Here is an 11,813-nt window from a genome sequence, read left to right as displayed (position 1 = left end):
AGATGTGTATAAGAGACTGCTACCGGGAACTCGCCCGCACCACCGATCCCGAACTCCGCGGCTCCGGGCAGATGGCCGCCATCGCCCGCTTCGGGCGCGAGTACGGCAACATCAGGACCGCCCTGCGCCGGGCCGTCGACGCCCACGACGAGGACGAGGCCCTCGTCCTCGTCCACTCCCTCATCTGGTTCTGGCAGATGCGCGACCTGCGGACCGACGCCCTGCACTGGGCGCGGGCGGCCGCGGCTCTCGGACCCGACCCGTTCACCCCGCCCGCCGCCCCCGTCGTACCCCTGCACGAGCCGTGCACGGCCACGCCGCCGCCGCTCTCCGAGGAGCAGCGCTGGGAGGCCCGGCGCGGGGTGCGGCTCGTCGAACTCCTCAACATGGACCACGCCACCGGGCGGTGGACCCGCCCCGAGGGCGTGCACCGGCTCCGCGAGATGACCGGCGTCTACACCCCGGGCCTGCCGCAGACCTGCCGGCTGCCCGGCTCCTTCGCCGTCTTCGCGGTCCTCATCATGGGCGAGGCGGGCCGGCTGCGCGAGCTCCTCGACGCGACCGTCGACGCCTGCCGTCGCCACGGCTACACCTGGGAACTCGGCAACGCGCTCCAGATGCGCGCCAACATGTCCGCCAACCGGTCCGATATGGCCCGCAGCGCGAGCGCGGACGCCGACGAGAGCCTGGAGATCTTCGAACGGCTCGGCGACGCCTGGGGAGCGGCCGAGGCGCTGTCCTCCCGCGCGGAGTCCCGTGAGCGCCGGCTGGAGTTCGAGGGCGCGGCCGCGGACTACGTCGCCGCCATCGGCTACGCGGAACGGATCGGCGCCCAGTCGCAGATGGCCCTGCTGCGGGCCCGGTACGCCAGTGTCCTCGTCGAGACCGGGCGGATGGAGGAGGGCGAGGCGATCCTCCGCGAGATCGTCGAGGGGGGCACAAGTCTGGGGCACGAACCGCTGCTCGGCGCCCGGTTGTTCCTCGGTCTCACGCTCGGCCGCAGCGGGCGTTTCGACGAGGCCCGGGAGCAGCTGAACGAGCTGCGGAAGGAGTTCAGCTCCGAGACGCTCTCGCTCTTCGAGGGCTTCGCCCTCGGCGGCCTGGGCTGGCTCGATGTCGTCGAGGAGCGGTACGCATCCGGGTTCGCCCTGATCAAGGAGGCGTTCGAGCGCTCCATGGGCGATCTCTCGCTGATGGTGGCGCCGCAGATGCCCTCGGGGCATCTGGCCGTCGCGGCCTGGGCCCTCGCGGGTCTCGGCGGGCCGGTGGCGCGGATCGGTGGGGTGCTGCTGGGAGCGGCGCAGGCCCTGCTGCCGGCGGGGCACCTGTCGCTGCCGCTCGAAGTGGACAACCTGCGGCGGGCGACGGAGCTGACCCGGGCCGTGCTCGGCGAGGACGCGTTCGCGGCGGCGCACGCGGAAGGCGGCGGCCTCTCCTTGGAAGAGGCCGCCGCCCTGCTCGGTCGCGCCGCCGACGCGATCAGTGAGCGCGCCGAGTCCTGAACCCCCGTGGTGGACTCAGGTCTTCTTGCGGAACTTGGTCACCGCCAGGGGCGCCGTGACGACCGTGATCACGAGCGCCCAGCCGAGGGTCATCCACACGGAGTGGGCGACCGGGCCGCCGTTGATCAGGTTCCGGGCGGCGTCGGCGAGGTTGGACAGCGGGTTGTAGTCGGTGAAGGTCTCCAGCCACCCCGGCATCGTCGTCGTCGGGGCGAAGATCGAGGAGCCGAACTGGAGCGGCATCAGGACCAGCATCGCCATGCCCTGGACGGCCTGCGCGGTCTTCAGGGTGAGGCCGAGCAGGATGAAGATCCACATGAGGGACGCCCCGAAGACCATCGAGAGTCCGATGGCGGCCAGGAGGTGGAGGAACGAGGTGTGGATCTCCAGGCCGAGCAGGAAGCCCATGCCGAGCAGGATCGCGGTGGCGATCAGCATCCGACCGACCTCGACGACGATCTTCGCGATCAGGACGGAGGACCGGGCGATCGGCATCGTCCGGAACCGGTCCATGACCCCCTTCTTGAAGTCGTCGTTGATGCCGACGCCGACGGCCATCGCGATGTTCATGCCCATCATCGCCATCAGGCCGGGCGTCACGTAGTTGACGTAGACGTCGTTGTTGCCCTTGCCGGAGATCGCGCCGCCGAACACGTACACGAACAGCAGGATGAAGATGATCGGCATCAGGACGGCGTCGAACATCGACTCCGGGTCCTGCTTGATCTGGAGGGCGTTGCGGCGGGCCAGCGCGCCGATGTGACGGAGGTTGGCCCGGAGGCCGATCCGGCCCTCGGCGACGGGCGCGCGTCGCGCCGCGGCCGGGCCCGGGGCGCCGACGGGGGACTTGGTGACCGTGGTCGTGCTCACGCGGCGACCTCCTCGTTGATCTCGTCGGAAACGGTGGTCTTCTCGCCGGTGATGGCCAGGAACACCTCGTCCAGGCTGGGCAGATGGGTGCCGATGTGCGCGATGCCGAAGCCGCGGGCGCCGAGCAGGGCCACGACGGCGGTCAGCTGCTGGTCGGTGAGGATCGGCACGTACAGCGCGCCCTCGTCGGGCACGACGGTCGACCCGGCGACACCGTCGAGGCCGGTCTCGCGGAGCGCGGCGGCCATCGCGGGCAGCCGGCCCGGGTCCACCGGGCGGACCTTCAGGGTCCGGCCGCCGACCTTGGCCTTGAGCTCGTCGACGCCGCCCCTGGCGATGACCTTGCCCTTGTCGATGACGGTCAGCTCGCTCGCGAGCTGCTCCGCCTCCTCCATGTACTGGGTGGTGAGGAGGACGGTGACGCCCTCGGAGACCATCCGCTGGACCTCGTCCCACACCTCGTTGCGGGTGCGGGGGTCGAGACCGGTGGTCGGCTCGTCCAGGTAGAGGACGGCCGGGCGGCCGATCATCGAGGCGGCGAGGTCGAGCCGGCGCCGCATGCCGCCCGAGTAGTTCATGGCGGGCCGCTTGGCGGCGTCGGTGAGCGAGAAGCGCTCCAGCATCTCGTCGGCCCGGCGGCGGGCGTCGGCGCGGGAGAGGTCGAGCAGCCGCCCGATCATGTACAGGTTCTCCCAGCCGGACAGCTTCTCGTCGACCGAGGCGTACTGACCGGTGAGCCCTATGGTGCGGCGCAGCTGGCGGGGGTGCTTCACCACGTCGTACCCGGCGACGGTGGCGGTCCCGGCGTCCGGGACGAGAAGGGTGGAGAGGCAGCGGACGAGGGTGGTCTTCCCGGCGCCGTTCGGGCCGAGCACGCCGAGGACGGTGCCCTCCCGTACGTCCAGGTCGACCCCGTCGAGGGCCTTGGTGTCGCCGAAGTGCTTCACGAGGCCCCGGACCTCGACGGCGTTGGTGTGTGATCGCGTCATGGCCCCCACTAGACCAGGCGCCACCGACAATCCTCCGACAGACGACCGACAGCCCGCCGATGGGGGATGTCGGCGGGCTGTCGGGTGGTGCCGCAGTGGCTCTGAGGGCCTGTCGCGACTAGTGGAAGGTGTGCTCCTCGGCGGGGAACGCCCCGCCGCTGACGTCCTCGGCGAAGGCGCGCGCGGCGTCGCCGAGCGTCTCGCGGAGGTTGGCGTACTGCTTGGTGAAGCGCGGGACCTTGCCGCCCGTCAGGCCGGCCATGTCGGTCCAGACGAGCACCTGGGCGTCGGTGCCGGCGCCCGCGCCGATCCCGATGGTCGGGATGTGCAGCGAACGGGTGACCTCGGCGGCCAGCTCGGCCGGTACGAGCTCCAGGACGACCGCGAACGCGCCCGCGTCCTGCGCCGCCTTCGCGTCGCGGAGCAGCTTGTGCGCGGCCTCGTCGGAGCGGCCCTGCACCCGGTAGCCCATGGTGTTCACGGACTGCGGGGTGAGGCCCAGGTGGGACATCACGGGGATGCCGGCCTGGACGAGCAGCTCGGTCTGGGGCAGCGAGCGCTCGCCGCCCTCCAGCTTGATCGCACCGACGCCCGCGTCCTTGACCAGCCGGGTGGCGTTGCGCAGGGCCTGGACCGGCCCTTCCTGGTACGAACCGAAGGGAAGGTCGCCGACGACGAGGGCGCGCTTGGTGCCCCGGACGACGGCGGCGGAGAGCAGCGTCATCTCGTCCATCGTGACGGGCACGGTGGTGTCGTAGCCGAGGTGACAGTTGCCCATGGAGTCCCCGACGAGGATCACCGGGATGCCGGCCTCGTCGAAGACGGACGCGGTCATCGCGTCGTAGGCGGTGAGCATGGGCCACTTCTCGCCGCGGGTCTTGGCGGCGGCGATGTCGTGGACGGTGATGCGGCGCGTGCCCTTGCCGCCGTACAGCGCCTTGCTGCTGTCGGCGGGCGGTTTCTGGGCAGCCTGAAGCGTCATGGTGCACGGCTCCTTGTGTCATCTCGAGGCGCCCTGACGGCGTCCCCGGACCACATCCATGGTGGCACTTCGCCGGGCGGGCGGGGAAGTGGGCCGGAGTGGCGCTGTTCACACCGGCGCGCCGGGCGGGCGTTCACCCGCCCGCAACGTAAAGGCTCGGTCAGGAATTACGATACGAGACGGTCTCGTATCGAAATGCCTCTAGGGTGGTGGGCATGTCACAGCCGTCCGCCGCATCCGCCGCGCCCCCCGGGCCCCGGATCCCCGAGACCGTCCACCGGCGCCGCTGGGCCGTCCTCGGCGTCCTGATGCTCAGCCTGCTGATCGTCGTCCTCGACAACTCGATCCTGAACGTCGCCGTCAGGACGATCGCCGCGCCCGCGCCCACCGGCATCGGCGCCACCCAGAGCGAGCTGGAGTGGGCGATCAACTCCTACACGCTCGTCTTCGCAGGCCTCCTCTTCACCTCCGGCCTGCTCGGCGACCGCCTCGGCCGCAAGAAGGTGCTGCTCTTCGGCATCACCGTCTTCGGCATCGGCTCCGCCCTCGCCGCGCTCTCCGGCTCCCCGGGCGAGCTCATCGCCTTCCGGGCCGTCATGGGCCTCGGCGCCGCCTTCGTCATGCCCGCGACGCTCGCCGTCCTCATGAACGTCTTCGAGCGCGACGAGCAGCCCAAGGCCATCGGCATCTGGGCCGGCAGCGTCGGCCTCGCCATCGCGATAGGCCCCATCACCGGCGGCATCCTGCTCGAACACTTCTGGTGGGGATCGATCTTCCTCATCAACGTGCCGGTCGTGCTGCTCGCCCTCGCCCTGATGATGTGGCTGGTCCCCGACTCCCGGGACCCCAGGCCCGGCCGGATCGACATCCCCGGCGTGCTGCTCTCCGTCGTCGGACTCGTCCTCCTCGTCTACGGGATCATCCGCGGCGGCGAACTGGCCGACTTCACCGACGTCACCGTCCTCGCCCCGGTCCTCGGCGGCATCGCCGTCCTGGTCCTCTTCGTCCTCCACGAGCGGCGCAGCGACCACCCGGCGATCGACATGACGTACTTCAGGAGGCCCGCGTTCTCGGCGGCCGTCGCCGCGATCGCGCTCGTCTTCTTCGCGCTCATGGGCGTGACCTTCTTCTCCGCCTTCTACCTGCAGAGCGTCCGCGGCTACAGCGCCCTGCAGTCCGGGCTGCTCATCCTGCCGCTGGCCGTCGCGCAGATGGTGTTCGCGCCCCGCGCGCGGCTCGTCGTCGAACGCTTCGGCGCCAAGGCCGTCTGCACCGCCGGCATGCTGCTCGTCGCCCTCGGCCTCGCGGCCTTCGCCCTCTTCGACGCCTCGACCCCGGTCTGGGCCATGGAGATCGTCTTCTTCGTCCAGGGCGCGGGAATGGCGCACATCATGCCGCCCGTCACGGTCGCGATCATGCAGGCGCTGCCGCGTGAGAAGGCGGGCTCGGGCTCGGCGATCAACAACACCTTCCGGCAGGTCGGCGGTGCGCTCGGCGTCGCCGTCCTCGGCTCGCTGCTCTCCTCCACGTACCGCGGCGAGATCGAGGGGCACCTCGGCGGGGTCCCGGAGGCCCTGCGGGCCACGGCGGGCGAGTCCGTCGAGGCGACGCTCGCGGTCGCGGAGAGGCTCGGCCCGGCCGGCCGGGACCTGGTGGCCCCGGCGTACGACGCCTTCCTGGACGCCATGCACGTCACGGCGCTCGCCTCGGCGGTGATCGGCCTGGTCGGCGCGGTGGTCGTCGCGGTCTTCCTTCCGGGCCGTACGTCCGCGGGTACCGCGGGCGCCCCGGGACCGGGTGCCGCCGGACCGGGCGGGACGGGTCCGGGCTCCGCGGCACCCGCGACCGGCCCGGACGACGACACCCGGCGGGGCTCGGTGCCGGGTCAGGCGTCCGAGGCGGGAGAATCGGCCCGACGGTAGGAGACCGGGCGCCGAAGGCGCCGCTGGTGTCCGAGGGCCCGAACGAGAGGTGGAGCGCACGTGTCGCGGCAGGACGGCGGGACCCCCGGAACCCCGGAAACCCACGACGACGGGGCCGCGACCCCGACCGGCGCCGCGACCGGGGCCTTGACCGGGCCCGCGACCGGCGCCCCGACCGGCGCCCGGCGGGGCCGGCCGCGCAGCGAGGGTGTCGAGCGGGCCGTCTTCGACGCGGTCGTCGGGCTCCTGGACGAGGGCGTCCCGCTCGCCGAGCTGTCCATCGAGCGGATCGCCCGAACCGCCGGGGTCGGCAAGGCCACCATCTACCGCCGCTGGACCGGCAAGGAGGAGCTCTTCGTCGACCTGCTCCGCTCCGTGGAACCCCCGGACCCGGTGCTCCCCGGCACCTCGGTCCGGGGCGACCTCGTCGTCCTCCTGGAGTCGCTGCGCGAACGCGGCGTCGCCAAACGGACCTCCAGCCTGCTCCACAACGTGTTCGCGCAGATGCAGCTGTACCCCCGGCTGTGGGAGGTCTACCACCACACCGTCATCGAACCGCGCCGCCGCCTCGGCCTGGACACCGTGCGGCGCGGGATGGACCAGGGGGAGATCCGCGACGACCTCGACATCGAGTTCGTCAACGACCTCCTCACGGGCCCGCTGCTCCTGCGCACCGTCATCCGCCCCGGCGCCTCCCTGGAACCCGGCCTCGCCGAGCGCGTCGTCGACACCGTGATGGAGGGCCTGCGGCCCCGGGACTGACCGCCGCCCGCACGACAAGACCCGTACCGGCCGAATGTGCGCGTTCTGTCACAGCCCGGCCGAGGGCGCCACCTGCAGGAACCCGCCACGCCGCAGCTGTCGTCCCATCGGACGTACGACGGCCCCGTCATCCCCTAGTGTCGACGTCGGGTCACGGAGCAAGACGGCAAGACAGCACGGCAGCAAGGCAGTGAGGACGGGCGATGGCGCGGGTGGACATGACGGAGACCGAGCAGGGTGGCACGGGGAACGAGCCCCCGACCTCCTCCCGCTTCCGGACCGCCCTCGGCGGACTCCGCCGCGACCCCGGGATCTGGCGCCGCGGCATCCTGCTCGCGCTCTTCGCGGTGGCCCTCACCCTGCTGATGGTCCTCCACGCCGACATCCCCAACCGGATCGGCAACCTCGGCAGCCTCACCGAGACCTTCCTGCCCTGGCTCGGCCTCTTCGTCCCCCTCCTCCTCGTCCTCGCCCTGCTGCGCCGCTCCGCCACCGCGCTGATCGCCCTCGTGCTGCCGGCCGTGGTGTGGCTGAACCTCTTCGGCGGGCTCGTCGCCGACAAGTCCGCGGCCGGCGGCGACCTGACCGTCGCGACCCACAACGTGAACGCCGACAACCCGGACCCCGCCGGCACCGCCGAGCAGCTCGCCGCGTCCGGCGCCGACGTCCTCGCCCTGGAGGAACTGAAGGGCGACATGGTCCCGGCGTACGAGAAGGGCCTGGCGAAGGCCTACCCGTACCACTCCGTCCAGGGCACGGTCGGACTCTGGAGCAAGCTGCCCCTGCGCGACCCGCAGCCCGTCGACATCCGGATGGGCTGGACCCGCGCGATGCGCGCCGACGTCGTGACCCCCAAGGGCGAGGTCGCCGTGTACGTCGCCCACCTGCCGTCCGTCCGGGTCAAGCTGAACGCCGGCTTCACCGCCAACCAGCGCGACGCCAGCGCGAACGCCCTCGGCGAGGCCATCTCCGACGACCGCCACGAGCGGATCGTCCTCCTCGGCGACCTCAACGGCACCATGAACGACCGCGCGCTCAACGGCATCACCTCGCAGCTCCGCTCCACCCAGGGCGCGGCGGGCGACGGCTTCGGCTTCAGCTGGCCCGCCTCGTTCCCGATGGCCCGCATCGACCAGATCCTGGTCAAGGGCGTCGAGCCGATGTCGTCCTGGGCCCTCCCGGAGACGAAGAGCGACCATCTCCCGGTCGCGGCCCGCGTGAAGTTCTGACGACGCGGCGCCGCATAGCACACGGGCCGAAATCTGCTCTTCACTCCCCGGAAGCCGACGGGAGGAAGACGTCTGAGAGCCTTTGTTCCGTTGAAGAACTATCTTCCGGAAAGGCCCTCCCCATGCCCCTGGCGCTGCTCGCGCTCGCCGTCTCCGCCTTCGGCATCGGCACCACCGAATTCGTGATGATGGGCCTGCTCCCGCAGGTCGCCGACGACCTCGGCACCTCCGTCCCCACCGCCGGGTACCTCGTCTCGGCGTACGCGATCGGCGTCGTCGTCGGCGCCCCGCTGCTCACCGCCCTCGGCTCCCGCGTCCCGCGCAAGCGGATGTTGCTCCTGCTCATGGCCCTCTTCACCGTCGGCAACCTGGCCTCCGCGCTCGCCCCCGGCTTCGGCTGGCTGATCGCGGGCCGGGTGCTCGCCGGGCTCCCGCACGGGGCGTTCTTCGGGCTCGGCGCAGTCGTCGCCGCCCGGCTCGTGCGCGAGGGCCGCCAGGCGCGGGCGGTGGCCACGATGTTCCTCGGCCTGACCGTCGCCAACATCCTCGGCGTACCCGCCGCGACCCTGCTCGGACAGCACCTCGGCTGGCGGGCCACCTTCCTCGTCGTCTCGGCCGTCGGCCTGCTCGCCATGGCCGCGCTCGCCCGCCTCGTGCCGCACGTCCCCGTGGACGAGCGGCAGAGCCTGGGCCGCGAGGTGCGCGCGCTCGGCCGCCCGCAGGTGCTGCTCGGGCTGCTCACCGCCGTCTTCGGCTTCGCGGGCGTCTTCGCCGTCTACTCCTACCTCGCCTCGATGACCACCGAGGTGATGGGCTTCGGCGACTCCACCGTCACCGTCGTCCTCGCCCTCTTCGGCCTCGGCATGACCGGCGGGGCGCTCGCCGCCGGCCCGCTGACCGACCGGGCGCTCCGCCCGACGCTGTACGGCTCGCTCGCCGCCCTCGTCCTCGCCCTGGTCGCCTTCCGCTTCACGATCCATGTGCCCTGGCTCGCCCTGGTCACGGTCGTGGTGCTCGGCGCCGTCGGCTTCATGACCACCACCCCGCTCCAGATGCTGGTCATGAACAAGGCCAAGGACGCCCCGACGCTCGCCTCCGCCTCCAACCACTCCGCCTTCAACCTCGCCAACGCCGGCGGCGCCTGGGCCGGCGGCGCCGCCGTCGCCGCCGGCTGGGGCTGGACCTCACCGGCCCTGGTCGGTGCGGGCCTCACGGTGGTGGGCCTGGTGATCGCGGCGGTGGCGGGCCTCCTCGACCGCGACCGGGGTACGGGAGAGGGGGCCTCGCGCGTCGTCGCGCAAAGCCCCCTCGCCGAAGGTCCCCCCGCCGCCGGGAAGCGTGTCAGCCCGGCGTCTCCCGCCAGCGGTTCGTGACCGGCAGGCGCCGGTCCTTGCCGAAGCCCTTCGCCGAGATCTTGGTGCCCGGCGGGTACTGGCGCCGCTTGTACTCCGCCGTGTCCACCATCCGCAGCGTCCGCGCGACCAGCTCCTCGTCGAACCCGGCGGCCACGATCTCGTCCCGCCCCCGGTCCTGGTCCACGTACAGGGCGAGGATCGCGTCCAGGGTGTCGTAGTCCGGCAGCGAGTCCGTGTCGACCTGCCCCGGGCGCAGCTCCGCGCTCGGCGGCTTGCTGATCGAGCTCTCCGGGATCGGCGGGGTCTGGCCGCGCTCCTCGGCCGCCCGGTTGCGCCAGCGCGCCAGCCGGAACACGGTCGACTTGTAGACGTCCTTGATGGGCCCGAACGCGCCGACGGAGTCGCCGTACAGCGTCGAATAGCCCACCGCCAGCTCGGACTTGTTGCCCGGCGCGAGGACGATGTGGCCCTCCTGGTTGGAGAGCGCCATCAGCGTCGTGCCCCGCAGCCGCGACTGGAGGTTCTCCTCGGCGAGGCCGGTGAGGCCGAGCGAGCCCATGTACGCGTCGAACATCGGCTCGATCGACACCGTGCGGTAGTGGAGCCCGGTGCGGCGGGCCAGCTCGGCGGCGTCGCCGCGCGAGTGGTCGGAGGAGTACTTCGAGGGCATCGACACCCCGTACACGTTGTCCGAGCCGAGCGCGTCGCAGGCGATGGCGGCGACGAGCGCCGAGTCGATGCCCCCGGAAAGGCCGACGAGCACCGAGCGGAAACCGTTCTTCGCGACATACGCCCGGACACCGATGACCAGCGCCGAGTACACCTCCTCGTCGTCGTCCAGCCGGTGCGCGTAACCGCCCGTCAGCTCCGGCTCGTAGGCCGGCAGCGGCTCCGCCGAGAGCACGACGCGGTCGATCGTCAGCCCGTCGTTCACCAGGCCCTCCGGCGCCTCGGACTCGGCCGCCGGCAGCTCCAGGTCCAGGATCACGCTGCCCTCGACGAACTGCGGCGCCCGCGCGATCACTTCGCCGTCCGCGTCTACCACGATCGAGTCGCCGTCGAAGACCAGCTCGTCCTGGCCGCCCGTGCTCGCCAGGTACGCGGTCACGCAACCGGCCTCCCGGGCCCGCCTGCGGACCAGTTCGAGGCGGGTGTCGTCCTTGTCCCGCTCGTACGGCGAGGCGTTGACCGACACCAGCAGGCCCGCCCCCGCGTGACGCGCCGCCGGGACCCTGCCCCCCTCCTGCCACAGGTCCTCACAGATCGCCAGGGCCACGTCGACCCCGTGGACCCGGACGACCGGCAGGGTGTCGCCCTGCACGAAGTAGCGGTACTCGTCGAAGACGCCGTAGTTCGGCAGGTGGTGCTTGGCGAAGCGCAGCACCACCTCGCCCCGGTGCAGCACGGCGGCGGCGTTCTCCGGCGAACCGGCCGGCCGGCCGAGCTTCGGCTCCGCCCGCTCGGAGCGGTCCAGATAGCCGACGACGACCGCCACCTCCCCGAAGCCCTCGTCCGCGAGCCGGCGGGCGAGACCGCGCAGGGCCACCCGCGACGCCTCGACGAACGAGGAGCGCAGCGCGAGGTCCTCCACGGGGTATCCGGTCAGCGCCATCTCGGGGAACGCGACGAGATGCGCGCCCTGTCCGGCGGCGTGCCGGGTCCAGTGCACGATCGCCTCGGCGTTCCCGGCGATGTCTCCGACGGTCGAGTCGATCTGATTCAGGGCGAGGCGTAGTTGAGGCACCCGGCCAGTGTAATCGTCAGACCGACGCGATGTCCTGGGAAACGAGGCGTGACCCGTTCCTCCCGGCGGCCGACGGGCGACCCCGCCCCACCCGGTCGATCATGGATCCCATGGCTCCTGTGTCGATCACTGACGATCCGGCAGAACCGGGCCGGGTCCACCCCGGCCACCGGCAACCCTCCGGCACGCCGTAGCGTCAGACCCACTATGCCCGGAAACGTGACGCGAGCCTCGGCCGTCCTGCTGGCCCTCGGCGCGCTCGCGTACACCGCGTGGGTCCTTGAGCTCCCCCTCCGGACCGGGCTCGACCCGGTCCGGAGGGGGAGCTCAAGGACGCACGCGGTGTACGCGAGCTCGCCGAGGGCCAGCAGGACGACCGACGCTCGCGTCACGCTTCGGGGCAGAGCGGGTCTGACGCGACGGTGTGCCGGCGGGTTGCCGGTGGCCGGGGTGGCCTC

At 72.0% G+C, this 11,813-nt stretch carries 8 protein-coding genes and 1 pseudogene; 5 read left to right on the top strand and 4 right to left on the bottom strand.

The window, feature by feature from the left end; all coding sequences use genetic code 11:
• A pseudogene (locus tag AOK00_RS29990) lies at positions 1-1,502 on the top strand (AfsR family transcriptional regulator); the annotation flags it as partial.
• 15 nt (positions 1,503-1,517) lie between these two features.
• On the opposite strand, the gene AOK00_RS29985 reads toward AOK00_RS29990, so the two are convergent.
• The 3 genes from AOK00_RS29985 to panB all read right to left on the bottom strand — a co-directional run bounded on the left by AOK00_RS29985 (position 1,518) and on the right by panB (position 4,343).
• Complete coding sequence (locus tag AOK00_RS29985; RefSeq protein ID WP_055603362.1) at positions 1,518-2,372, bottom strand: ABC transporter permease; 855 nt, start codon at positions 2,370-2,372, stop codon at positions 1,518-1,520.
• Positions 2,369-3,361 (bottom strand): ATP-binding cassette domain-containing protein, encoded by a 993-nt coding sequence (locus AOK00_RS29980; RefSeq protein ID WP_055603361.1) that lies wholly within the window; start codon positions 3,359-3,361, stop codon positions 2,369-2,371. The genes AOK00_RS29985 and AOK00_RS29980 overlap by 4 nt, the downstream gene beginning before the upstream one ends.
• A 118-nt stretch (positions 3,362-3,479) precedes the next feature.
• Positions 3,480-4,343 (bottom strand): 3-methyl-2-oxobutanoate hydroxymethyltransferase, encoded by an 864-nt coding sequence (panB, locus tag AOK00_RS29975; RefSeq protein WP_030314175.1) that lies wholly within the window; start codon positions 4,341-4,343, stop codon positions 3,480-3,482.
• Between the two features lie 215 nt (positions 4,344-4,558).
• On the opposite strand from panB, the gene AOK00_RS29970 reads away from it, so the two are divergent.
• The 4 genes from AOK00_RS29970 (at position 4,559) to AOK00_RS29955 (ending at position 9,629) form a co-directional block, all read left to right on the top strand.
• Positions 4,559-6,265, top strand: a complete 1,707-nt coding sequence (locus tag AOK00_RS29970; RefSeq protein WP_055603360.1) for an MFS transporter — start codon at positions 4,559-4,561, stop codon at positions 6,263-6,265.
• A 60-nt stretch (positions 6,266-6,325) separates the two neighbouring features.
• The gene (locus tag AOK00_RS29965) at positions 6,326-7,027 is read left to right on the top strand and encodes a TetR/AcrR family transcriptional regulator (RefSeq protein WP_079042270.1); all 702 of its coding nucleotides are present in this window, start codon (positions 6,326-6,328) and stop codon (positions 7,025-7,027) included.
• A 203-nt stretch (positions 7,028-7,230) separates the two neighbouring features.
• Positions 7,231-8,256: an endonuclease/exonuclease/phosphatase family protein gene (locus AOK00_RS29960; RefSeq protein ID WP_055603359.1), complete on the top strand. Its 1,026-nt coding sequence runs from the start codon at positions 7,231-7,233 to the stop codon at positions 8,254-8,256.
• A 122-nt stretch (positions 8,257-8,378) separates the two neighbouring features.
• A complete protein-coding gene (locus AOK00_RS29955; RefSeq protein WP_055603358.1) occupies positions 8,379-9,629 on the top strand; it encodes an MFS transporter in 1,251 nt (416 codons plus the stop codon).
• Here the strand turns inward: AOK00_RS29955 and AOK00_RS29950 are convergent.
• Positions 9,598-11,355, bottom strand: coding sequence for an NAD+ synthase (locus AOK00_RS29950; RefSeq protein WP_055603357.1), 1,758 nt, complete (start codon positions 11,353-11,355; stop codon positions 9,598-9,600). The two genes, AOK00_RS29955 and AOK00_RS29950, sit on opposite strands and share 32 nt — an antisense overlap.
• Positions 11,356-11,813 lie beyond the last annotated feature (458 nt).

Origin of the sequence: Streptomyces aureus, from assembly GCF_001418135.1 — a bacterium.
In the GTDB taxonomy this organism is placed as follows: Bacteria; Actinomycetota; Actinomycetes; order Streptomycetales; family Streptomycetaceae; genus Streptomyces; species Streptomyces aureus_A.
Note: the sequence above shows the minus strand (reverse complement) of the source record. Positions and strands in the feature narration are given on the sequence as shown.

Bases quoted from the DNA above. Each gene is read 5' to 3' on its own strand.
- AOK00_RS29980 (WP_055603361.1), bottom strand. From the start codon at position 3,361: ATGACGCGATCACACACCAACGCCGTCGAGGTCCGGGGCCTCGTGAAG.
- panB (WP_030314175.1), bottom strand. From the start codon at position 4,343: ATGACGCTTCAGGCTGCCCAGAAACCGCCCGCCGACAGCAGCAAGGCG.
- AOK00_RS29970 (WP_055603360.1), top strand. From the start codon at position 4,559: ATGTCACAGCCGTCCGCCGCATCCGCCGCGCCCCCCGGGCCCCGGATC.
- AOK00_RS29960 (WP_055603359.1), top strand. From the start codon at position 7,231: ATGGCGCGGGTGGACATGACGGAGACCGAGCAGGGTGGCACGGGGAAC.
- AOK00_RS29955 (WP_055603358.1), top strand. From the start codon at position 8,379: ATGCCCCTGGCGCTGCTCGCGCTCGCCGTCTCCGCCTTCGGCATCGGC.